We start from the raw sequence: 23,984 nt of genomic DNA on the forward strand, positions 1-23,984 counted from the left end.
CGGGTCAGGCGCGGGCAACCATGCGGTGACGCTGTTGACCGATACCCTCGATCTCCACCTCCACCACGTCGCCGGCCTTCAGGTACGGGAACTTTCCGGACAGTGCGACGCCCTTGGGCGTGCCTGTGGAGATGATGTCGCCCGGTTCCAACTGCATGTAATGGGACAGGTGCTTCACGATGTACTCGACCGAGAAGATCATGTCCGAGGTGCGCGAGCCCTGGCGTGGCTCACCGTTGACCGAAGAACTCAATGCCACGTCGTGCGGATCAAACTCGTCCGCGGTCACGACCACAGGGCCGAGTGGCATGTAGTCCTTGATGCACTTACCCTTGGACCACTGCCCGCCTGAGTCCTCGATCTGGTAGGCGCGTTCGGACAGATCGTCGGCCAGGGTGTAGCCGGCGACGCACTCAGCCGCCTCCGTTTCGGTCTCCAGATAAGCCGCTTGCTTGCCCATCACGATGACCAGCTCCACTTCCCAGTCGCTCTTCTCCGAACCCGGGGGCAGGGCAATGTCATCGTTGGGTCCGGTCAGGGTATTGGGTGTCTTGAAGAAGATGATCGGCAGCTTGGGCGGCGCGTCACCGGATTCAGCGGCGTGCTCCACGTAGTTCTGACCGATGCAGATCACCGCCGAGGGCCGTGTGAGGGGTGCGCCCAGGCGCTGCCCGGCGATGTCTGCATTGGACAGCTCTCCGCGTTCCAGGGCAGCCCGCAGAGTTTCGATCCCTCCGGTCGCGAAGAACTCTGGGTCGAAGTCCTTCACCGCTGCGGAAGCATCGTAGTGAGCACCCTGGTATTCCACGACCGGGATTTCCTGGCCCTTGTCTCCCACTCGCATCAGTTTCATGTGTTCCTCCGTGTATCTCGTTGGTAAGTAGTTGTCTTCGGGTCAGGGGCTGGTGATGAGCCCCGCATCGGCGGCTGCGGACCAGAACTCATCCGGGACGGGTGTCTCGGCGAGTTCCACATTGCGGCGCACATGGTCCGGGGTCCGCATTCCCACAACGCTGGTCACGACTGCCGGATGGCGCATCGGGAAAGCGAGGGCCGCGGCAGGCAATGTTGTGCCTTGTTCTGCCGCGAGGTCCGCCAGTTGACGAGCCCGTGCGATGAGCTCGGGCGGAGCGGCGTCGTAGTTGTAATGCGCGTCGTCCGGGACGTCTTGGCGGGCCAGAAGCCCGGAGTTGAAAACTCCCACCGCGTTGACCTTCACGTTGTGCTTCTCGCACGCAGGAAGCAGCGACTGCGCCGCGTCCTGTTCCAGGAGCGTGTACCGCCCTGCCAGCATGATGATGTCCGGCTGTGTTTCCACCACGAATCGTTCGAGCATTTGCCACTGGTTCATGCCGGCGCCCCAGCCTTGGATCACGCCTTGTTCTCGAAGCTCCGTCAATGCAGGGACCGCGCCGTGCAGCGCCTGATCCCAGTACTCATCGGGGTCGTGAATGTAGACGATGTCCACGCGGTCCAGGCCCAGCCGTTCCAAAGACTCATCCAAGGACCGCTTCACTCCGTCTGCGGAGTAATCCCGTACACGGTGAAGATCGTCCGGGACCTCGAATCCCTCGGTGTCCTCGCCCCGGGGATTCGGGTTGTCCCGCAGTAGGCGCCCTACCTTGGTGGAAAGAATGAATTCATCGCGCGGTTTGCTCTGCAGGAATGCCCCGAGCCTCCGTTCCGAGAGTCCCAGCCCGTAATGGGGCGCGGTGTCGAAGTGGCGAATCCCCAGGTCCCAGGCCGTTTCCAACGCCTCACGGGCCGTGGTGTCGTCGACGGTTCTGTAGAGGTTTCCGAGCTGTGCCGCTCCGAAACCCAATTTGCCGTGATGGGCAATGGCTTCTTCGAGTATTGACTTCATATCGGTTGTCCTCTTGAGGTTCACAGATTGTTCTAGTGGTGACCGTGCGGAGCGCTCACCGCGCCGGTGACGGTCGCCCTTGGCTCGCTCAGTCCGTAGACGCGCTGCGCGGTCAAGGATGCGATCGATTCGAGCGCGCGCCCAGTGAGGTCGGGTTTCAACAGTTGGGTTTGGAACTGGATGCAATCAACCGGTCGGACCCATCCCTTCCCCGATACCGGGGCATCCGAACCGAGCATGACGCGCTCATGCCCGAAGTTCCGCAGAGCGAACCGCAAAGGTGCGCTGCACAGCTCAGCGGCCTCAGGCGTCAGTACTGTTCGTGAGGACTGAGCGGTTGCCGGCTCCGATCTGGCTCTCCGCGGCTGGTGTCGCGGGGGCATTTCGGCCACCAGGCCCGAACACTTCACAACGACCCTGGGGTCGGCCGCTATCGTGGCGATGTCGTCCCGCCAGCGTGTGAGGTCCTGTCCCAGCGGGGGCTTGCCCAGGTGATCGAGCACCAGGGTGCCGTCGGTGTCGAGCCTCCGCAGCATCTGCGTTACCTCCACGAGCTGGTGGGCACGCACACACACGTCGAACGTCAATCCGTTCGCGTGGGCTGCAGCGATCATGCCGACGACGCCACGAGCCGCCAACTCACCCGGCCCGAGCCCCTGCAGGTTGTGCCGCACTCCGACCACATGCGACCTGTCTGCGAGCGAGCGCATCGTGTCCTCGGTGGCCTCCGTGCCGTGAGGTACTGCCGCCACGATGCCCAATACTTTCTCGTCCCGCTCGGCGATACCGAGCAGCCAATCCAGCTCAGCTTTCTCGTAGCCGACGTCGACCCCCGCCTCCACCAGAACCGACGGCAGACTCTCCGGTTCGGTGAACAGATCCTCCGTGGGAAGGGCTGCTCCGCGCACCCAATTCCACGGCAGGTGGTGCAGATCCCACAGGTGGCGATGAGAGTCCACCAGGGGTAACCGGGTCTGTTCGGGGGTCGACGTCGCGTGCTTCATTGCTACGCAGCCCTCCCCGCGCCGGTGGTGCTCACCTTGGTCTGAGTTTCCGGGATCACGCCCACCGTGAGCATGAGGTTCGCGTACTGCCGCTGCTCCCCGGTGGCGACGACCACGGCCACGTCATTCTCCCGAGCACGGTCATAGAACGTGAATCGTTCCAATCCCGACAATGCAATGTCCGGTCCAAGTGCCTGGCCGTAGCCCTCGACAGCCGGCGAAGCGGCGCCGTCGGCGTTCTCCATGTATTCGGCGGCCTCCACCGGAACCGTGGCAATCAGAAGCTCCAGAACCTGGTCCGCCGTCAGCAAGCCGGGAGCCACGTTGAGTGCGATCCGTGTGGTGTGGGGACCCACCCCCGTGACGTGGGGGTAGTTGCCGTCCGCGATCAGAATCTTGGTCCCGTGGCCGCACCGGGCCAATGCGGCCAACAGCTCGGGATGGGTAATCGGTGTTCGCATCATGAGTTACTGTCCCACCGTCTGCTTGCCGGTTACAGACTTGACCTCGCCGAAAATCTCCTCTTCGATCTCCTCGAGGGAACGGCCCTTGGTCTCGGGCACTCGCAGAATGGTGTAGGCCGTTCCTGCCACCGACAGGACCGCGAAGACCATAAAGATCCACGGGCCCATACCTGCAAGCAGCATCGGGAACACCAAGGCGAACGTAGCGTTGAGCAAGTACTGCGTGAAGGTGATGATGCCGGTACCGATGGCGCGAGTCTGCAGCGGCAGGATCTCCGGTACGTACAGCCAGAAGACCGGTCCCAGGCCGAAGCCGAAGGAGAACGTGTAGACGAAGACTGCGGCCACGGCGATCCATCCGGATTCCGCGAAGAAGGTCAGCACAACCATCGCCACGGCCTGTCCCGCCATGGAGATGGCGAGCATTTTCACGCGCCCCATCTTGTCGATCAATGGCAGTGCAATGGCTGTGGAGACCACCAGAGCGATGCCCACACCGTAGTTGGCCACGGCACCAGGATTGTTACCGAGCCCCTCAACATCCTTGAAGATGATGGGTGCGTAGTAAACCACTGCGTTGATACCGGTCCAGACCTGGAAGAAGGTCAGAATCGCAAGAATGGTGAGTGGTTTTCGCGCATCGGAGAGGACCCCGCCCAGACCCCTGGTGGGGCGATCGAGGACTTCTTCGATTTCCTGGATTTCCTTGGCCGCGAACTCTTCGCCACCGCGCATGGTCCGCAGAACGTTGAGCGCGTCTCGGGACCGACCACGCATCATCAACCAGCGGGGCGATGGCGGAGCAATGAACATACCCACAAAGAAGATGACGGCCGGAATTACACCCAGTCCGAGCATCCAGCGCCATCCGTCAGGGGTGCTGTGGAAGATGTCGCCCACCCCGTAGGCAGCCAAGATACCGACGTTCACGGCGAGCTGGTACAGACCGGTCAGCAGGCCACGGACACGCGTGGGTGCGAGCTCCGACAGGTAAATCAACCCGAACATGTTGGCGATACCGATACCGAATCCCAGGAAGAACCGCGCTGCCATGAGGCCGATAGGTCCCGACACAATGGCACAGAACAGGGATCCGAGAATAAAGATCATGCCGCCTACCAGCAGGATCTGCCGCCGATCGAAGCGACGAGCCGCAATGGTGGAGACCACGATGGACGGCAACGCGCCGTAGAGCAACAGCGAGGTGATGAGACCGGTCTGTGAAGCGGTGAGACCGAACTGCCCCTCGAGCAAGGGCAACGCACCCGAGATTGCTCCGGAGTCGAAGCCGTACAACAGGCCGGACAAGCCCGCCAGAACCGCAACCAGGTACACCTTGCGCGGGATCGGCTCCCGCATGAAATCGGCCTGCGCCACCTTGCCGGGAGCGGTCGACGTCGCGGCGCCAGTTGCGCGTGTGTCACGTGTTTCGTCGTGAATTCCAGGCGCGCCGGTGGCGCGCGATGAACCAAAGTTGGACATGAGAACCCCTAAAGGTCATTCGTAGGGCGGCGTCCTTGCCGACCTGTGACAGTGGATGAGGGAAAGATCAAAACTGAGGTTGGCCCCGTTAGATGCTGAGACTCACGGGAGTGTCGGTGGTCGTCCACTCGGCCCCGTGTGGGAACTCGTACCGAGCTAGGGACTGCTGGGACATTTCTGCTGCGGAGCCCGGTGCCTCGGGCGGCCAGTACCGTCCGTTGTGGACGTCCACGGGAGTCAGGAAGTGCTCGTGCAAGTGGTCCACGAACTCGATCATTCGAGAGTTGTCCAGCTGCCCGGACACAGCGATCGAATCGAAGAAGGACAGGTGCTGGACCAGTTCGCACAGGCCCACTCCCCCGGCATGGGGGCACACCCGGACTCCGAAGTGCGCGGCGAGGAGCAGAATCGTGATGTTCTCGTTCACGCCGGCCACTCGGCACGCATCCATCTGAAGGACTGAAAGGCTCTTCGCCTGGAGCATTTGCTTGAACACGACCCGGTTTTGCACGTGCTCACCGGTTGCCACTGGAATCGGCGCGATCGCCTCAGCGATGGCCGCGTGGGCCAGAATGTCATCCGGGCTCGTGGGCTCTTCGACCCAAGCCAAATCGTAGGGTGCGAGCTCACGGATCCATTCGATGGCCTCGGAGACGTCCCACCGCTGGTTCGCATCAATGGCGATCGGAAAATCCGGGCCACACACATGGCGAGCCTTGCGGACTCGACGGATATCGTCCTGAAGGTTGGCTCCCACCTTGAGCTTGATCTGCGGGAACCCGTCGGCCATGGCTTCACGTGCCAAGCGCTCGAGCTTCTCATCCGAGTAACCGAGCCACCCGGGAGAAGTGGTGTACGCCGCGTATCCCTGCGCTCGCAGACGATCGATCCGCTCTTGCTTTCCCTCCTGACCGCGCCGCAGGATGCTCTTCGCATCTTCTTCAGTCATGGCGTCGGTGAGGTATCGCAGATCAATCAAACCGAACAGTTCCTCCGGCGACATCTCTGCCAAAAGCAGCCACAAGGGTTTCTTGGCCTTCTTGGCCTTGAGGTCCCACAGGGCGTTGACCACGGCGCCAATGGCCATGTGCATCACGCCTTTTTCAGGGCCGAGCCAACGCAACTGTGAATCGTTGTTGAGCTCGCGCCACACGCCTCCGAGATCATCGAGGAGCGCCTCGACTTCCCGGCCGATGAACCGCTGGACAACTACCTCGATAGCTGCCGCCTGGACATCGTTACCGCGACCGATCGTGAAAACGAAACCGTGACCTTCCAGACCATCGGTGTGGTCCGTACGTAGTTCAAGGTATGCAGCGGAGTAATCGGGATCGGGATTCATGGCGTCCGATCCGTCCAACTCCTTAGAGGTGGGGAACCGAATATCACGTACTCGGCTTTCGACAATGGTGCTCATACTTGGCCTTTCGCAGGCGGATCGCTGAAGAGTGTTCTGGAGTATGTGCGACGGGTACATCCGATGTCTGCTCAGCTGTGTGAATTGTCAGCCACCCGCCGCTTGTGACCGGAGTCACGCGATTGACGTCCCCCACAGAGTAAACATCCGATGTTTAGTCCGTCAAGGGCCGATTACGCGCTCTCTTGGGGCAGGTTCGCCTGATTGGTCCGATGACTATTGGCGTCAGTCACACCAAAACCCGTAGCCAGAAGGGCACCGGCCACGTTGTGCCAGATGGTGGCCACTGCGGACGGCAGGGCGCTCATGGGTTCAAAATTTTGATGGCACAGCGCCGCGGCCAACCCGGCATTCTGCATACCGACCTCGACGCTGATGGCCCTGCGTTCGCGATAGGACAACCGCGCCACCCGTGCGGCGACCCACCCGAGTGCGAACCCGAAGGCGTTGTGCAGCACCACCGCCACAAACACCATCCCCAGTGCGGACGCGAGGACTTGTGCATTCGCGGCCATGATCCCCGCAATGACCACTGCCAATGCCGCCATGGAGAACCACGGGATGACAGAGCTCAGGCGTGTGACCAGACGTTTTGCTGCGAATCGAACGAGCACACCCAACAAGACAGGGATCAGAACAATGGTGAGGATCTGCTTCAGCATGGCGGCGAAGGACACATCAACGTAGCCGCCCGCCAGCCATAGGATCAGCAGCGGTGTCATCAGAGGAGCGATCAGGGTCGAAACAGCCGTGGTGCACACCGAGAGGGCAACATTTCCATTCGCCAAGTAGGTCACGATGTTCGATGAGGCCCCGCCCGGTGCAGAACCGAGAACTACCATCCCGACAATCAGTATGGGGTCGAGCTGCAGAGCGACGCCCACGCCCAAACCGGCCAGGGGCATGATAACGTACTGGGCGATCGCACCCAGGATCACCGCATGGGGCTTGGTGGCAATAATTTTCAGATCCGGTACGGCAATGGTCATGCCCATGAAAAACATGACCACGCCGAGCAGCGGCGTGATTGCCGGCCCGAGCGCCGAGGCTTGCACGTGGAACACCAGGCCGAGCAGACCGGCACAAATAATGATGAGAGGGAAGGCCAGCACGGACATGCTGGACCGAGAAAGACGCGCCATAAGAACTCCTGAAGGTTCAGGAGCAGACATCGGATGATTATGACGTGAGCTTGATCATACACAGAAATTGACCGCTCACCTGCTCGGCGCGGATCGTTGGAGTAACATCGGATGAACTTATGGATGACCTCAAGCCAACCTCCGGTGTGATGAGTCGGATGCCCGTTTGCTTAGTTGACTTCAGAAAGAGTAAAGCCGCGGCAACCTAAAATCCGTCAATTCGGGTCGCCGCGGCTTCAGCCCTGCTCAGACGCGCAGCACCGCAGCGGTGTTGGGTGCCAGCGTGACCTTTCCGGGGGTGTCCAGTCCCGGTTTGACGCCGCTCGCAAACAGCGCCTCGGGCGCGTCACCTCCCATGAGGGGCAGCTCCCGTTCCCGGTCGGACAGGTTGATCGCGGTGACCACGCCGTGCGCGGACTCCGGTTCGCTCATGCGCTTGAGCACGAACCACCCCTCGTCGTCGCTGGCCTGGGTGGCCATGGTCGCCCAGTCCTGGCTGGTCAGCTCGGGGGTGGCCCGCCGCAGCGCGATCAGGTCACGGTAGGCGGTGAAGATCCGCTCGTGATCGCCCTGGTGCACCTCGTCCCACGTGAGTTTGGAACGCTCGAAGGTCTGCGGGTCCTGCGGGTCCGGAACGGACGCGTGGTCCCAGGCCATGGACGCGAATTCCGCCTTGCGGCCCTCCGCCACGGCCCTGCCCAACTCGGGTTCGGGGTGAGCGGTGAAGAACTGCCACGGGGTGCTCGCACCCCATTCCTCGCCCATGAACAGCATGGGGGTGAACGGCTGGGTCATCAGCCACGTGGTCGCGCACAGGACCCGGTCCACGCTCACGGTGTGGTTCATCCGATCACCGGCGGCGCGGTTGCCCACCTGGTCATGGTTTTGCAGGAACGTCACGAACTGCCACGGGAACACCTCGGACGGGTTGATCTCCCGGCCGTGCGAACGCCCGCGGAACGTGGAATACGTGCCGTTGTGGAAGTACGCGGTGTGCATGGTCTTCTCCAGCGCATGCAGGGAGTCGAAGTCTCCGTAGTAGCCCTGGGTCTCCCCGGTGAAGGCTACGTGCGCGGCGTGATGGACGTCGTCCAGCCATTGCGCATCCATACCCTGCCCGTGCTCCTCGGCGGGAATGATCATGCGCGGATCGTTGAGGTCGGATTCCGCAATCGTGAACAAGTTCTTGCCAGTGCGTTCGGATTCAACCGCGACGCGGTCGGCGATCTCCTGCAGGATGTGTTTGGCGCGTGAGTCCGCGAGCGCGTGCACGGCATCCAGGCGAAAACCGTCCACGTGGTAGTCGCGCAGCCACATGGTCACGTTGTCCAGGATGTACTCGCGCACACCGTCCGAGCCCCAACCGTCCAGGTTGATCAGGTCGCCCCAGCTGGAGGCACCGGGCTTGAAGTAGTCGGCGAACAACGGCAGGTAGTTACCGCTGGGACCCAGGTGGTTGTAGACCACGTCCTGGATCACACCGATGCCTTTGGCGTGGCAGGCCGCCACGAAGCGCTGATAGGCCTCCGGTCCCCCGTAGGACTCGTCCACGGTGTACCAGGCCACGCCGTCATAACCCCAGTTGTGGTCGCCGTTGAAGCCGTTGACCGGCAGCAGCTCCACGTAATCCACCCCCAGATCCGCCAGGTAATCCAGTTTCTCGACGGCCGAGTCCAACGTGCCCTCGGGCGTGAACGTGCCCGGGTGCAGCTCGTACAGGACGGAGTCCTTGAGCAGGGGAGGCTGCCACGCGGCGTCGTCCCACGCGAAAGCGTCGGGGTCAAAGGTGCAGGACAGCTCATGCACACCCTGCGGTTGGCGGCGCGAGCGCGGATCCGGCAGCACGTCGGAGACGGACGTCCGCTCCTTGTCCGTCCCCTCGTCGAAGACCTTGGTCAGCAGGTAGCCGTAACGCACGGTTCCCGACGCGGCCTGCTCACCGTCCGCGAGCGTCCACCACCCGGGGCGCTCGGCCAGACCCGCCATGGGGTGGTCCACACCCTCCACGCGGACGGTGACTTCGCGGGCGTGGGGTGCCCACACGTCAAAACGATGATCGTTGGTCATGCTCAGCGGTCCTTCCGGCGCAGGAGCGCCACGGGATAGGTGTCAAGAACGTCGGTCAGTTTCACGCCGCCGGACGACGTGAAGGTGCGGCGTGTGAGGATGTCCTCCCACTCGCCGTCGGTGAGGTTCACGGACTCGTCGGTCCAGCCACCGGCCCGGGCCAGGCCCACGGGCAAACGCGTGACCACCGTGGCCGCACCGCCGCGGTCGAAGCCCATCGCGTGATCGGACAGGGCGCCGGTGACCTCGAGCGGTTCGTAGCCGGTGAACAGCTCGGGGTGTTCACGACGCAGTCGCAGTCCGCGAGACGTCAGCAACATGCGGGCGGCGCCGGTGTCGTCCACCGCTGGTGAGCCACCGCTGGTACCCGGCAGGCCGGCGTCCAAGGCGGTCAGCAGTTCGCCGCGGAGCTCGAAGTCCACCGGTCGGCGGTTGTCAGGGTCCACCAGGGACGGCTCCCACAGTTCCTGCCCCTGGTACACGTCCGGCACGCCCGGAAGGGTCAGCTGCAGTGCGGTTGCGGCCAGGGCATTGGACCACCCCGGTGCCGTGGCGCGTTCCACAAAACCTTCCACGATGCCCCTGGCCCGCGGATTGGTGAACACGAAATCAATGAAGCGGGTCAGTTGCTCCTCAAATTCCTCGTTGCCGTCCACCCACGCCGTGGACACCGATGCTTCCCGGACGGCCTTCATGGCGTAGTCCACGGCGCGCTCACGCTCGAGCGGCCACGCCCCCATAATTGCCTGCAGTACCAGGTTCACGGCCGGGCCGTCCGTGATGGTGATACCGGCCTCACGAGCCCGGGGGAACAAGGTGGCCAGCACCTCGGACCATGCCTTGGCGGATTCGGAGAGCACCGTGATGCGGGCGCGCACGGACGCGGAACGCTTGGTGTCGTGGGTGGTCAGGGCGTTCATGGTGTCCGGGGATTCCCGCTGACGCTCGGCGGCCAGCGCGTGGAACTCGGTCGGGGTCAGAGAGAACACGGACGGGTCACCGCCCACCTCGGTCAGCGAGGTCAGCTTGGGGAACCGGTAGAACGCGGTGTCCTCCACACCCTTGGCCATGACCATCCCGGAGGTTTGCTGGAAACGCTTGGCCGCTTCGGTCAGTTCCTCCGCCGACGCCGCTGCATCCCCCAGCACCTGGGCGAGATCGTCGATCACAGCGCTGAGTTCCGGGCGGGCCTTCTTCGCGGCGGCCACCGCCTCGCGCTGATAGTCGACCCCGAAGGGCAGATACGTGCGATAGACCGGGAAGTTCGCGAGGATTTCCGCCAGGCCGTCGTAGGCCTGCGCATCGGGATGGCCGAAGTTCTCGGGCAGCTCGCGCACCAGGCGGTGCACTTCGGCCGAAAGCCCCGCGTCTGCCATCCGGCGCTTGGTGTCGTGGATCAGTTCTTCCCACCGCACGGGGTCACCCCCGCGCAGCTTGGTGTCCAGGGACGCCAACTCGTAGTGGCCCTCGGGGGCGGTAAGCACGCGGTCGATCCACCCGAGGGAGTCGTACCCCGTGGTACCGGCGGTCTTCCACTGCTGCGGCAGTGACTCACCCGGTTCCAGGATCTTCTCGACCGTCGTCCACGCCCCACCGGTGACATCCGCGAGCTTCTCGAGGTAGTCCTCGGGATCACGGACGCCGTCCGGGTGGTCGATGCGCAGACCGTCCACGAGCTTCTCGTCGAACCAGCGGCGCACCTCCACATGGGAGTCGGCAAAGACCTCCGGGTCCTCCACCCGCACGCCCGCCAGGGTGGTTACGGTGAAGAACCTACGGTAGTTCAATTCGGAATCCCCGCGGCGCCAATTCACGAGCGCGTAGTTCTGCTGGGCGTGCGCATCCTTGGGTGAGTCACCGTCCCGATACGTGCCCTCGGCCAGCGGGTAGACGTTCTCGTAGTAGCGCAGCGTGCCGTCCGTCACGGTCAGCGCGGACAGGTCCTCGTCCCCGTCTCCCAGCACCGGAATCAGGATCTTGCCGTTGCCGGCTTCCCAGTCCACATCGAAGGATTCGGCGTGCGGGCTGTCCTTGCCGTCCTTGAGCAGCGACCACCACCACGGGTTCTCCCGGGCCACGGCAACACCCTGGTGATTGGGCACGATGTCCACCACCACGCCCATTCCGGCGCCGTGAGCGGCCTTCGAGAGCGCGGCCAACCCGTCCGCTCCCCCGCGTTCGGGATCGATCTCGGTCGGGTCGGTCACGTCGTACCCGTGGTCCGAGCCACTCGTCGCGCGCAGGATGGGCGAGAGATACACCCAATCCGCGCCCAGACGCTTCAGGTACGGGACGAGTTCCGCCGCGCGGAAGAGGTCCTGCTGTGAGGTGATTTGCAACCGGTACGTTGAGGTGGGAGTCAGCACCGTTCCAGTCTTGTCGCTCAGGTCCCGCAATGCCAGCGGGTCCGCCACGAGCGAGAACGCCTCGACCGTGATCCCGCCAACCGTTAACGCAACCGCTGACGCCGCCCGGTGCGGGGCGGCGTCGGCGGTCGTGGTGCACGCCCCGGGACAGGACGCGCTCGCACGGGGCATGCTACTAACTCTGGGGTACCTGGGCGTACGCGGCCACGGACGCCGCGACGGACGCGTCAGGCTCCTCCTCGGGAGCTTCCCACGCGCGCAGGACCACGGTGGTCTTACCGGCCAGCGTGATTCGCGTGGAGTGATCGCGAATTTCACCGTCACCGTGTTCACCGGCGGTGTCCAAGATCTCTTCCCACTTCTCACCGTACTTGGCGGCGGGCAGGGTGAACTCCACCTCCTCGGGAGACGAGTTGAAGTACACGATGAAGTTCACATCCACGATCTGGCGACCGCGCATGTCCACACCCGCGATGCCCTGTCCGTTGAGCCACATACCCATGGACCGGGTCAGCGGTTCATCCCAGTCCTGCGGCACCATGGGGGTGCCGTCCGCATTGAGCCAGGCAATGTCCGGCATGGGATCTTCGTCCGAGAGCTCGCCCATGTCCACAGGACGGCCGTCGAAGAACTGCGAGCGGCGGAACGTGGGGTGGTTCTGCCGCAGGTGCGTGATCGCGGCCGTGAACTCGACCAACGGACCGTCCATGCGCTCCCAGTTGATCCATGACAGCTCGTTGTCCTGGCAGTACGTGTTGTTGTTACCGTCCTGCGTGCGCCCCAGCTCGTCACCGTGCAGCAGCATGGGGGTGCCCTGGGACAGCAGCAGTGTGGTCAGGTAGTTGCGCTGTTGGCGGGCTCGCAGGGCCAAAACGGCGGGATCGTCCGTGGGACCCTCCTCACCGCAATTCCAGGAGCGGTTGTGGGACTCGCCGTCATTGTTGCCCTCACCGTTGGCGTCGTTGTGCTTCTCGTTGTACGAGACCAGATCGCGCAGCGTGAAACCGTCGTGAGCGGTCACAAAGTTCACGGAAGCGAACGGACGGCGGCCACTGTTCTCGTAGAGGTCCGCGGAACCGGTGATGCGGGACGCGAACTCGCCCAGGGTAGCCGGCTCGCCGCGCCAGAAGTCCCGCACGGTGTCACGGTACTTACCGTTCCATTCGGTCCACTGCGGCGGGAAGTTGCCCACCTGATAACCGCCCGGGCCGATGTCCCACGGCTCAGCAATGAGCTTGACCTGCGAGACGATGGGGTCCTGCTGCACGAGCTCGAAGAACGTGGAGAGTTTGTCCACGTCGTAGAACTCTCGTGCCAAAGTCGCGGCCAGGTCGAATCGGAAACCGTCCACGTGCATCTCGGTCACCCAGTAGCGCAGTGAATCCATGATCAGCTGCAGCGAGTGCGGGTGGCGCACGTTGAGGGTGTTCCCGGTGCCGGTGTAGTCCATGTAGAACTTGTGGTCATCGTCAACGGTGCGGTAGTAGGCGTTGTTGTCGATGCCCTTCATGGACAGGGTGGGGCCCATGTGATTGCCCTCGGCGGTGTGGTTGTAGACCACGTCCAGGATCACTTCGATGTCCGCCTGGTGCAGTGCGCGCACCATGGCCTTGAACTCCTGCACCTGGCTACCCAGGTGGGAGGCCGAGCTGTACTCGTTGTGCGGGGCGAAGAACGCAATGGTGTTGTAGCCCCAGTAGTTGCGCAGCCCCTGGTCCAACAGCGTGGAGTCCTGCACGAACTGGTGCACCGGCATGAGCTCGATCGCCGTCACACCCAGCTTCTGCAGGTGCTCGATGACCGAGGGGTGCGCCACACCCGCGTACGTTCCGCGCTGCTCCTCGGGAACGTCCGGGTGTTGCATGGTCAGGCCCTTGACGTGGGCTTCGTAAATCACGGACTTGTGGTACGGCGTGTGCGGGGTACGGTCGCCCTCCCAGTCGAAGAACGGGTTGATCACCACGCCCTTCATCATGTGCTCTGCGGAGTCCTCATCGTTGTAGGAGTCCTCGTCACCGAAGTGGTAGGAGAACATGGACTCGTCCCAGTCCATGCCACCCTCCACGGCCTTGGCGTAGGGGTCGAGCAGCAACTTGTTGGGGTTGCAGCGCAGGCCCTGGGACGGATCCCATGGGCCGTGCACGCGGTAGCCGTAGCGCTGACCGGGTTGGACCTGCGGGAGGTAGGCGTGCCACACGTAGCTGTCCACGGCGGTGACATCCACGCGGGTTTCCTGGCCGTCCTCGTCGAACAGGCACAGCGCAACCTTTTCGGCCACCTCCGAGAAAAGCGCGAAATTGGTGCCTGTGCCGTCGAACGTGGCGCCTAACGGATAGGCGTGACCGGGCCAAACTTCCATGGGGTTGTCTCCTAGAGATTGATGTCATGGCGAACGACGTTGCGTACGCGCGGGCGCGTTGGGGCGTCGTTGGCCAACACCCAAGAGTAACGGGTACTTACTGTCCCTTGGTTCGTAACACCCTGCGGACGTTGGCGGCCAGCACCGTGGGGGGCACCGGGCCGTCACCGTCAATGCATGACGCGAGCGCGTGCACACCGGCGCCCAGAGCGGCTGCGGCGGCCCAGCGACCGTCCCCGCGGGCCCATTCCCCGAGCCCGCGGAGGGCATCCGGGTGCTCGGCCACGTGCGCAACCACGGTGCCCAGGATCCCGGCGAGGGTGTCCCCCGATCCTGCGGTGGCGAGCCAGGCGCTGGCCTGCCCGATGCTCAGGCACACCTGGTCCTGCTCGTCGGACCCGGGTGAGGCAATGATGGTGGTTGCGCCCTTGAGCAGTACGGTTGCCCCGGTCAGGCGAGCCGCCTCGCGTGCCCAGTGGACGGGTGCTGCTTCGATGCGGGCGCGGTCCGGGGCGTCGTCAGTGACGCCGAACCCCTTGAGCCATGCGAAGACCTGCTCGAGTTCCCCCGCGTGCGGAGTCAGAATTTTGTGCGCACCCAGGCGTCCGTCCGCAACGGACTGCGCGGCGGCGGTGAGGGCACCGGCGTCGAGCACGGCCGGTTCCTGGGCTTCGACCACGGCTTGGACCCTGGCGGCCTGACTTTCGTCGTCGGCGACGCCCGGTCCCGCCAGCCACGCCTGCACGTGAACGTCCCAGGGTTGGTTGTCCGAACACACCACCTCGGGGCTCTGGGCCAGCACCATGCCCCGCGTGGAGGCGTCTCCCAGGAAACGAACCATTCCCGCTCCGGTGTGCACCGCGGCGTTCGTGGACATGATGGCCGCACCCGGATAACTGGGTGTTCCCGCAACCACACCCAGAACCCCGCGGGTGTATTTCGTGTCCGTGGCGGTCGGCCGCGGCCACGCGGCACGAATGTCCCGGGCTTCGAGTCGGAACACGCAGGGATGCTCCAACCGGTCTTCGATACCAATGGGAATGACCGTGAGTTGCCCCGCCAGTTGTTCCCCCGGAGCCACCACGTGGGCCACCTTGGCCGCGCCGAAGCTCACGGTGGCGTGGGCTTTCAGCACCGGCTCGGGAGCCTCGCCGGTATCCGCGTCCACACCGGACACCACGTCGCACGCGACGACGCGGGGGCCCGTTGCGCTGGAGCGCTGGAAGGTGTTGAAGTTCTCGACGAGCGCCGCGGCCTCCCCGCGCAGACCGCCCGAGGCCCCGGTGCCCAGCATGGCATCGAGCACCAGGTGCGCGGAGGTCATCTTGGACAGCGCCTGGCCCCGGTCGACGGCGTGGAAACCGGCGATCGACACGTCGGGTGCCGAGGTCGGGTCGGTAGTTTCACCCTGGCCTTCGAGGCGCACCACGGAACCGCCCATGGCTCGCAGGGCCTTCAGACCCTGCGGGTGAGCCGTGGAACCGGTCAGAATGGCGGTAACCATCACGCCCGCGCGGCGGAGGAACGACCCGGCCCACAGCCCATCGCCACCGTTGTTGCCCGAGCCCACCAGGATCACGGCCGTGGTACCGGACAGTAGACCCTTGCGGTTGGCGCGGCGCAAATGCGTTTCGCACACCCGGGACAATCCCAGCGCGGCCCGGCGCATTAAGATGTCCCCGTGGCCCGCATCGAGCAGGGGCTGTTCCGCGGCGCGCACGCCGGCGCCCGTGTATGCGTCAATCACTCTTGGGACCTCCCGATCGTTCGGCCACGACGAATGCCACGGCCATCCCACCGTCGTGGGAAATCGTCACGTGCCACGTCTGCACACCCCGACGTTGGGCCACCTCCGCCACCGTACCCGTGGTGTGCAACCGGGGGGCGCCGTGTTCGTCATTGGTGATCCAGCAGTCCTGCCAGATCATCCCGGGAGGGGCCAGCAGCGCCTTGGCCGCGGCCTCCTTCACAGCGAACCGAGCGGCGAGCGAGTTCAAGGACAGGTCGCGTTCGTGCGCCACGAACAGCCGTTCCCGTAACCGAGGTGTGCGCTCCAGCTGTCTCTTAAACCGCTCCACGTCCACAATGTCCACGCCCGTTCCCACGATCATGCCCGCCAGCCTACCCGCGGGTGCGGACACGAATGACCACGGCGGGTGCCCACCGAGAGGTCGGTGAGCACCCGCCGTCGGCGTGGCGTGAGTCGGAAGAACTACTCGACGGTCACGGATTTGGCCAGGTTGCGCGGCTGATCCACGTCGTAGCCCTTGGCGCTCGACAGCTCGGCAGCAAAGATCTGCAACGGCACGGTGGCCAACAACGGTTGCAGCAGAGTGGGAGCCTCCGGCACGTAGAAGATCTCGTTGGCGAAGTCCTTGACGGCATCGTCGCCTTCTTCGGCAATCACGATGGTCAGGGCACCGCGAGCGCGGATCTCCTGGATGTTGGAAACCACCTTGGCGTGCAGCGAGTCACGACCGTTGGGGGACGGGACGATCACGAAGACCGGCTGACCCTCGTCGATTAACGCGATCGGGCCGTGCTTGAGCTCACCGGCAGCGAAGCCCTCGGCGTGAATGTAGGCGATCTCCTTGAGCTTGAGCGCGCCCTCCATGGCCACGGGGAAGCCCACGTGGCGGCCCAGGAACAATACGGAGGAAGCGTCCTTCATGGCCTGCGCCAAGTCCTTGACATCGCCCTCGATCTCGTCGAGCACGCGCTGGATCTTGGCAGGCATGGCCTCCAGCTCGGTGAGCATGGTGGCGACTTCGTCCTTGAACATGTTGCCGCGCAGCTGCGCCAGGTACAGACCCAACAAGTAGGCCGCGGTGATCTGCGCGAGGAACGCCTTGGTGGAGGCCACCGCGATCTCGGGGCCGGCGTGGGTGTACAGCACGGCGTCCGCTTCACGGGGAATCGTGGAGCCGTTGGTGTTGCAAATGGCAACCACCTTGGCACCCTGCTCCTGCGCGTGTCGCACGGCCATGAGGGTGTCCATGGTCTCGCCGGACTGGGAGACCGCCACGACCAGGGTCTTCTCATTGACAATGGGATCGCGGTAACGGAACTCGTGGGCCAGTTCCACCTCGGTGGGAATCCGGCACCAGTGCTCAATGGCGTAACGGGCCACCTGCCCCGCGTAGGACGCCGTCCCGCAGGCGATCACCACGATCTTGTCGATCGAGCGCAGAACGGCTTCGTCGATCTTGATCTCGTCCAGCGTCAAGCGACCGGATTCGTCCAGGCGGCCCAGCAGGGTCTGCTCCACGGCGGAAGGCTGATCGTGGATCTCCTTCTCCATGAAGGACGGGTACCCACCCTTCTCCGCTGCGGCGGCGTCCCATGCGATGTCGAAGGGCTTGCCCTCCGCGGGGTTACCGTTGAAGTCCACGATCTGATAATCATCGGCGGTGATGGTCACGATCTGGTTCTGCCCCATCTCCACAGCCTTCTTGGTGTAGTCGATGAAACCGGAAACGTCCGAGCCCAGGAAATTCTCGCCCTCGCCCAGACCGATGACCAGCGGTGAGTTACGGCGCGATGCAACCACGCGGTCGGGATGATCGGCGTGCACGGCCAGCAACGTGAATGCACCTTCCAGGCGGCGGCTCGTGTCCTGCATCGCCACGGTCAGGTCCTTGGAGTCAGCGGGCTGCGCGTTGTAGGTGCGGGCCAACAGCACCGCGGCGACCTCGGTGTCGGTTTCGGACACGAAGGTCTCACCCTCGGCGGCCAATTCGCGCTTGATCTCGTTGAAGTTCTCGATAATGCCGTTGTGGATCATGGCCAGCTTGCCGCCGTCAACCACATGGGGGTGTGCGTTGACGTCCGAGGGGCCACCGTGCGTGGCCCAGCGAGTGTGGCCGATACCGATCCGGGATGCCGACAGCGGATCTGCCTCCAGCTCGTTCAAGAGGTTGGTCAGCTTGCCCGCCTTTTTGCGGTGATCCACCGTGCCGTCCGCGATGACAGCGACACCCGCGGAGTCGTATCCGCGGTATTCGAGACGGCGCAGACCCTCAAGAATCACGTCCAACGCGTTGTGTCCACCGGCTTTGACGTCCGGGGATCCTACATAGCCCACAATTCCACACATGCGGAGAACTCTACCGGAAACCGTCTGAGTCCCTGCTGTAGCCTGCCATGCCATCGGCCCTAGACTGATCTGAATCATGAGCACACAGTCACTGACTCATCGCGCATCCCCGTTCGTGGAGCTGGACCGACAGACGTGGTCGCGTTTGTCGCACGAAATAGACGTGCCCCTCACCGTGCAGGAAATTGAGAACCTGCGCGGTCTTGGTGACCGCCTGGACGTGGACGAGGTGCGCGAGGTCTACCTCCCGCTCTCCCGGTTGCTCACGCTCTACGACGCGTCCGCGAATCACCTCAACTCTGAGACCAACGCGTTCCTGGGTGAGCACCACGCGCGCACTCCCTTTGTCATCGGCATCGCGGGTTCCGTCGCGGCCGGTAAATCAACCACGGCGCGACTGCTGCGCGAGATGCTCGCGCGCTGGCCTTCCACCCCCAATGTTCAATTGGTCACCACGGACGGGTTCCTCTACCCCAATGCCGAACTGGTCCGCCGCGGGCTCATGGATCGCAAGGGCTTCCCCGAGTCGTACGACCGCAGGGCGCTGCTGCGCTTCATGTCCGAGATCAAATCCGGCGCCGCCGAGGTTCGAGCTCCCAAGTACTCGCACACCACCTATGACATTCTCCCGGACGAGGAAATAGTGGTGACCAAGCCCGACGTCGTGATTGTCGAGGGTTTGAACGTGCTCGCCCCCGCCAAACTGGGACCGGGAAATCGTGCGGCTCTGGCCTTGAGCGACTTTTTCGACTTCTCCATTTACGTGGACGCGCGAACCGGTGACATTGAGCGCTGGTACGTGGAACGGTTCCAGGCCCTGCGCAGCTCGGCCTTCGCCAGTCCGCAATCCTATTTCCACCGTTATGCCAACCTCACGGACGCGGAAGCGGTCGAGGTGGCCACGGACATTTGGCGACGCATCAATGAACCCAACCTTGAGCAGAATGTGCGTCCCACCAGAGGGCGAGCGCGGCTCATCCTGTCCAAGGATCAGGACCATAAGATCAGACGGGTGCTACTTCGAAAGAATTGATATCTTTCGCTGACTCATTGCCGAGTTGTGGCTGATTCCTACGCTGGTAATGACGAGAATTCATCGAGGCTTGGGTAATCTATGGCCATGCTTAATGGTTTCAAAGAATTCATCATGAAGGGCAACGTCCTGGACCTTGCCGTTGCCGTCATCATCGGGGCTGCCTTCGGCCAGATCGTCAACGCCCTGGTGGAATCCGTTTTGATGCCCGCCATCTCCGGTGTTGTGGGATCCCCCAATTTCGACAATTTCGCGCTGGTCACCTTCAACGGTAATGACATCAGGTTCGGCGTCCTGCTGACCGCCATCGTCAACTTCCTGTTGATCGCGGCGGCTGTCTATTTCGCCATCGTCTTGCCGATGAACAAAATGATCGAGGCCCGCAACCGCCGTCTGGGCATCGATCCGGCCGCCGAAGAAGCCGATCCCAACACCCTGCTGCTCACCGAAATCCGCGACGCACTGGTCGCCGGCGATGGCCGCCCGGTGGACGGCACTGGTTCCAAGACCCTGTAATTCGTGTTCAATCCCCGTAGAAACTGTTCGGGCCCGCAGCCATGTGGTTGCGGGCCCGAACAGTTTCCGTGGCTGTCAGGTCAAGCTCAAGTGGTGCTCGACGACCTTCACGAGCGCTTCGGCTTCGTGGCGGGCTTCCTCATGGCTCGCCGCCTCGACCATCACGCGCACCACCGGTTCCGTGCCGGAGGGTCGCAACAACACACGACCCTTTCCACCCAGGCGCTCCTGCGTGTCCGTGACTGCCGCGAGAACTTGGGGGTGGGTCTTGGCCGCGGCCTTGTCCACGTTGGACACGTTGATCATGGTCTGAGGCATCCGGGTCATGACGGAGGCAAGTTCCGACAGCGGCACACCGGTCTGGGCCACACGGGAGGCCAACATCAAACCGGTCAGCAGGCCGTCGCCGGTCGTGGCGTAATCGGCCATGATCACGTGACCGGACTGCTCGCCGCCCAGGTTGTAGTTGTTGGCCACCATGGATTCCAGGACGTACCTGTCCCCCACCGCGGCGCGTTCCAGATGAATGCCGTGTTTTTCCAGGGCCAACTGCAGACCCAGGTTGCTCATGACCGTGGCCACCAGGGTGTCCTGATTGAGCCTGCCCGCGTCCTTCATGGCCAGGGCCAGAATGCACATGATCTGATCGCCGTCCACCTCGGTCCCCGTGTGGTCGACGGCAAGGCACCGGTCGGCATCGCCGTCGTGGGCGATCCCGAGGTCCGCGCCGTGTTCGAGCACCGCTTTCTTGAGAGGACCCAGGTGGGTGGAACCCACGCCGTCGTTGATGTTGAGGCCATCGGGCTGGGCGCCGATCACATGGATCGTGGCTCCCGCATCACGGAAGGCGTCCGGTGAGGCGCCGGACGCCGCGCCATTGGCGCAGTCCAGAACCACCGTGAGCCCGTCCAGGCGGTGCGGAATCGCTCCGACCAGGTGAAGGATGTAGCGGTCCTCGGCATCGGAGAGGCGGTTGATGCGACCGACCTCGGCGCCGGTGGGGCGCATGAATTCGCGCCTCTCGTAGACCTCCTGGATCTTGTCCTCAATGGCATCCGGCAGTTTCTTGCCGCCGTGTGCCAGGAACTTGATGCCGTTGTCGGGAGCCGGGTTGTGGGACGCGGAAATCATGACACCGAAATCGGCGTCGATATCCGCCACGAGGTACGCCGCGGCCGGGGTGGGGATCACCCCTGCGTCGTACACGTCCACGCCCGAGCTCGCCAATCCGGCGGTGACGGCTGCGCCAATGAACTCGCCGCTCGCACGGCCGTCTCGGGCAACAATCGCTCTCGGTCGGGAACCGGGCTTGGCATGCCCGTGCCCCAATACGATCGCGGCTGCTTGTGACAGCTCCATGGCAAGGTCCGCTGTGAGGAGGCCGTTCGCGAGCCCGCGAATACCGTCCGTTCCAAAAATTCTAGACATCGTCTGTCATCCTACGACGTGCCACGCGAGAACCGCGAAGCGCATCCACTAGTGGTTACCGGTTCGGACAACGGGAAACCCATCGGGGTTCGCTCCGCTGTCATCCATGACGTCATTGGATTCGCCCACAATCTTGGGATCGGGGACGCCCACCACGGAGTGGTCCTTGTCCGGGTAGTCGAAGAGGGATAGCACGTGACGCATGGCTTCCAGGCGAGCGCGCTTCTTGTCGTTGGACTTGATCACGGTCCACGGTGCGTCACCGGTGTCCGTGTAGAAGAACATGGCTTCCTTGGCCTCGGTGTAGTCATCCCATTTGTCCAGGGAGGCAACGTCAGTGGGTGAGAGTTTCCACTGACGCACGGGATCGGTGCGGCGAGCCTGGAAGCGGGCCAACTGCTCGGCGCGAGTCACCGAGAACCAGAATTTGATCAGGCGGGTGTCGGAATTCGCCAGCATGCGCTCGAAATCGGGGGCCTGCCGCATGAACTCGTAGTACTGCTGCGACGTGCAGTAACCCATCACGCGTTCCACACCCGCGCGGTTGTACCACGATCGGTCCATCAGCACGATCTCACCCCCGGAGGGCAGGTGCTTGACGTAACGCTGGAAGTACCACTGCGTTTGCTCAATGGCGCTGGGCTTCTCCAACGCGATCACGCGAGTGCCACGAGGGTTGAGGTGCTCGGTGAAGCGTTTGATCGCGCCACCCTTCCCGGCGGCGTCACGGCCTTCGAAGATAATCAGCAGCTTCTGACCGGTCTCTTTGATCCACAACTGCAACTTGAGCAACTCGATCTGCAGAGCACGCTTGGTTTTCTCGTACTCCTTACGGCTGAGCTTCTCGTCGTAGGGGTAACCGCGCTTCCACGCGTCGGAACGGGACAGACCGGTGTCCCCGTGGAGCTTGCGATCCAACTCCGCTAGTTCATCCAGCTCCGCGGCATAATCCTCCACTACGGAGATGCGGTGGGGTTCTTCCCGGGCTAGTTCGTCCGGGAGGGCTTGCCCGTTGCTGGGCTTCGTCGCAGAATTTTCGCTCTGGTCTTGATCCGTTTGCCTACTCATCCGGGCCCTCTCGTGGATTCGAGTGCGGAGCCACTGTGCTCCACGTCTCATTTTACGCCCCATATGCAACGAGTTTGGCTGAGGCAGGCCCATGGATGCGGTGTTACTTCGCCGACGCCGCAGCGCATCACTTGTCGCACCGGGTTGCGGGGCCTCGGATCCGAGTCTGGGCCGAATCACCACCCTGGCGGAATCCGTGAAGTCCCCTGTAGGGCTCGCTGAGCCCAGGGACAGCCGTCAGTACTAGCAGATCGTGGATGAGGTCCCGGTAACCCAGGGATCCCGTGGGGCTCACCCGTGCAGGCCATCCGGCGTCCCCCGCGTTGCCGCGTGTTCGAGTCTCCCGCGCCGACGTCGATGCCCACCACTCCTCTGGCCGCGGGCCGTGAACCGTGGCCCCGCCCCACGTGCCGGCGGGACCATCTAGTACGTCTGACGGGCCGGTAGCGCCCCTGGTGAGCCGTGCCAGGGCTACAACGGGCCCTCATCGGTAGTGGCGGGTTCTAACGGCGCTTAAATGCGAAGCGGGGCCCCGCACAGCGGACGATGCCGGTGTGCGAGGCCCCGGTTCCACGCCGTGTTCGACGTGTGGGCGCGTAGGTTTAGCGCTTGGAGTACTGAGGAGCCTTGCGGGCCTTCTTGAGGCCTGCCTTCTTGCGCTCGATGACGCGGGCGTCACGAGTCAGGAAGCCGGCCTTCTTCAGTGCCGGACGGTTGTGCTCCAGGTCGATCTCGTTCAGTGCGCGAGCGATACCGAGACGCATGGCACCGGCCTGGCCGGAGGGGCCACCGCCGGAGATGCGGGCGGTCACGTCGTAGGCGCCTTCGAGGTCCAACAGACGAAACGGATCGTTGACTTCCTGCTGGTGCAGCTTGTTCGGGAAGTACTCGGCCAGTTCGCGGCCGTTGACGATCCACTTGCCGGAGCCGGGCACCAGGCGCACGCGTGCAATGGCCTGCTTGCGGCGGCCGACAGCCTGACCGGAAACGGTGAGGGGCGCGCGCTCGGAAGCGGCGGCACCACCTTCGACGGGGCCGGTGGATTCCGAGGTGTAGCTGCTGAGCTCCTCGGTACCTTCGGTTACTTCTACTTCTTCAGTATTCTGAGCCACGATTCTCCTTATGTGCTCTCGTTGGCCCGAATTACTGGGCGACCTGGGTGAATTCGTAGGGCTTGGGCTGCTGCGCCGAGTGCGGGTGTTCAGGGCCTGCGTAGACCTTCAGCTTGGAAAGTTGCTGAGCGGCCAGCTTGTTCTTGGGCAGCATGCCCTTGATGGCCTTTTCCACGGCGCGGGTGGGGTTCTTCTCCAGCAACTCTGCGTAGTTGGTGGACTTGAGCCCGCCCGGGTAACCGGAGTGGCGGTAGGCACGCTTCTGCTCCAGCTTGGCGCCGGTCAGTGCGACCTTTTCTGCGTTGATGATGATGACGAAATCGCCCATGTCCACGTGGGGAGCGAAGGTCGGCTTGTGCTTCCCGCGCAGCAGTGTTGCGGTCTGGCTGGCAAGACGACCCAGGACTACGTCGGTGGCGTCGATGACGTGCCACTGACGCTGGACGTCACCGGGCTTCGGAGTGTACGTACGCACGTTGATCTGCCTTCGTTTGTCTACTGATGACACGACGGACCGTGTCGGGTTGTTTCGCTGTGCTTCGGGGCCAGGGTGAGAACCTGGCGGC

Annotated in this window: 19 protein-coding genes; 2 read left to right on the top strand and 17 right to left on the bottom strand. The window is 63.6% G+C overall.

Annotation, left to right across the window (positions count from 1 at the left end):
* Window positions 1-4: 4 nt before the first annotated feature.
* From AC3ENJ_RS05570 to glmS, 13 genes are all read right to left on the bottom strand, one after another.
* Complete coding sequence (locus AC3ENJ_RS05570) at window positions 5-853, bottom strand: fumarylacetoacetate hydrolase family protein (RefSeq protein ID WP_190806869.1); 849 nt, start codon at window positions 851-853, stop codon at window positions 5-7.
* A gap of 42 nt (window positions 854-895) precedes the next feature.
* Window positions 896-1,864, bottom strand: coding sequence for an aldo/keto reductase (locus AC3ENJ_RS05575; protein ID WP_190806868.1), 969 nt, complete (start codon window positions 1,862-1,864; stop codon window positions 896-898).
* 32 nt (window positions 1,865-1,896) lie between these two features.
* A complete protein-coding gene (locus AC3ENJ_RS05580) occupies window positions 1,897-2,868 on the bottom strand; it encodes an amidohydrolase family protein (protein ID WP_190806867.1) in 972 nt (323 codons plus the stop codon).
* Window positions 2,869-2,870: 2 nt separating this feature from the next.
* Entirely contained in the window at window positions 2,871-3,329 is a 459-nt protein-coding gene (locus AC3ENJ_RS05585; RefSeq protein ID WP_223841747.1) for an RbsD/FucU family protein, read from the bottom strand.
* Between the two features lie 6 nt (window positions 3,330-3,335).
* Window positions 3,336-4,814, bottom strand: a complete 1,479-nt coding sequence (locus AC3ENJ_RS05590; protein WP_190806865.1) for a sugar porter family MFS transporter — start codon at window positions 4,812-4,814, stop codon at window positions 3,336-3,338.
* Window positions 4,815-4,902: 88 nt separating this feature from the next.
* Complete coding sequence (locus AC3ENJ_RS05595) at window positions 4,903-6,231, bottom strand: enolase C-terminal domain-like protein (protein WP_431813358.1); 1,329 nt, start codon at window positions 6,229-6,231, stop codon at window positions 4,903-4,905.
* A 173-nt stretch (window positions 6,232-6,404) separates the two neighbouring features.
* On the bottom strand, window positions 6,405-7,403 hold the full coding sequence (locus AC3ENJ_RS05600; protein WP_190806863.1) for a bile acid:sodium symporter family protein: 999 nt from the start codon (window positions 7,401-7,403) through the stop codon (window positions 6,405-6,407).
* A 216-nt stretch (window positions 7,404-7,619) separates the two neighbouring features.
* Window positions 7,620-9,440, bottom strand: coding sequence for a malto-oligosyltrehalose trehalohydrolase (gene treZ, locus AC3ENJ_RS05605; protein ID WP_190781392.1), 1,821 nt, complete (start codon window positions 9,438-9,440; stop codon window positions 7,620-7,622).
* Between the two features lie 2 nt (window positions 9,441-9,442).
* Complete coding sequence (gene treY / locus AC3ENJ_RS05610) at window positions 9,443-11,977, bottom strand: malto-oligosyltrehalose synthase (RefSeq protein WP_431813359.1); 2,535 nt, start codon at window positions 11,975-11,977, stop codon at window positions 9,443-9,445.
* 4 nt (window positions 11,978-11,981) lie between these two features.
* On the bottom strand, window positions 11,982-14,165 hold the full coding sequence (gene glgX / locus AC3ENJ_RS05615) for a glycogen debranching protein GlgX (protein WP_431813360.1): 2,184 nt from the start codon (window positions 14,163-14,165) through the stop codon (window positions 11,982-11,984).
* Between the two features lie 97 nt (window positions 14,166-14,262).
* Complete coding sequence (locus tag AC3ENJ_RS05620; protein WP_431813361.1) at window positions 14,263-15,912, bottom strand: bifunctional ADP-dependent NAD(P)H-hydrate dehydratase/NAD(P)H-hydrate epimerase; 1,650 nt, start codon at window positions 15,910-15,912, stop codon at window positions 14,263-14,265.
* Window positions 15,905-16,276 carry a holo-ACP synthase gene (locus AC3ENJ_RS05625; protein ID WP_431813362.1) on the bottom strand — a complete coding sequence of 124 codons (372 nt, stop codon included), beginning with the start codon at window positions 16,274-16,276 and terminating at the stop codon, window positions 15,905-15,907. Before AC3ENJ_RS05625 ends, AC3ENJ_RS05620 begins: the two co-directional genes overlap by 8 nt.
* A 101-nt stretch (window positions 16,277-16,377) precedes the next feature.
* Window positions 16,378-18,261, bottom strand: coding sequence for a glutamine--fructose-6-phosphate transaminase (isomerizing) (gene glmS / locus AC3ENJ_RS05630; RefSeq protein WP_431813363.1), 1,884 nt, complete (start codon window positions 18,259-18,261; stop codon window positions 16,378-16,380).
* Window positions 18,262-18,337: 76 nt separating this feature from the next.
* Between glmS and coaA the strand changes: the two genes are divergently transcribed.
* Window positions 18,338-19,294, top strand: a complete 957-nt coding sequence (gene coaA, locus AC3ENJ_RS05635) for a type I pantothenate kinase (RefSeq protein WP_190781387.1) — start codon at window positions 18,338-18,340, stop codon at window positions 19,292-19,294.
* An 87-nt stretch (window positions 19,295-19,381) separates the two neighbouring features.
* On the top strand, window positions 19,382-19,810 hold the full coding sequence (mscL, locus tag AC3ENJ_RS05640; protein WP_190781386.1) for a large conductance mechanosensitive channel protein MscL: 429 nt from the start codon (window positions 19,382-19,384) through the stop codon (window positions 19,808-19,810).
* Window positions 19,811-19,885: 75 nt separating this feature from the next.
* Here mscL and glmM read toward each other — a convergent pair whose 3' ends face one another.
* The 4 genes from glmM to rplM form a co-directional block, all read right to left on the bottom strand.
* Window positions 19,886-21,238, bottom strand: a complete 1,353-nt coding sequence (gene glmM, locus AC3ENJ_RS05645) for a phosphoglucosamine mutase (protein ID WP_431813364.1) — start codon at window positions 21,236-21,238, stop codon at window positions 19,886-19,888.
* A 48-nt stretch (window positions 21,239-21,286) separates the two neighbouring features.
* Window positions 21,287-22,306, bottom strand: a complete 1,020-nt coding sequence (ppk2, locus tag AC3ENJ_RS05650; RefSeq protein ID WP_431813365.1) for a polyphosphate kinase 2 — start codon at window positions 22,304-22,306, stop codon at window positions 21,287-21,289.
* A gap of 602 nt (window positions 22,307-22,908) precedes the next feature.
* Window positions 22,909-23,418, bottom strand: a complete 510-nt coding sequence (gene rpsI / locus AC3ENJ_RS05655; RefSeq protein ID WP_190781383.1) for a 30S ribosomal protein S9 — start codon at window positions 23,416-23,418, stop codon at window positions 22,909-22,911.
* Between the two features lie 31 nt (window positions 23,419-23,449).
* Window positions 23,450-23,893, bottom strand: coding sequence for a 50S ribosomal protein L13 (gene rplM / locus AC3ENJ_RS05660; RefSeq protein ID WP_016997080.1), 444 nt, complete (start codon window positions 23,891-23,893; stop codon window positions 23,450-23,452).
* Window positions 23,894-23,984 lie beyond the last annotated feature (91 nt).

The sequence above is a fragment of the Kocuria sp. cx-455 genome, assembly GCF_057707085.1.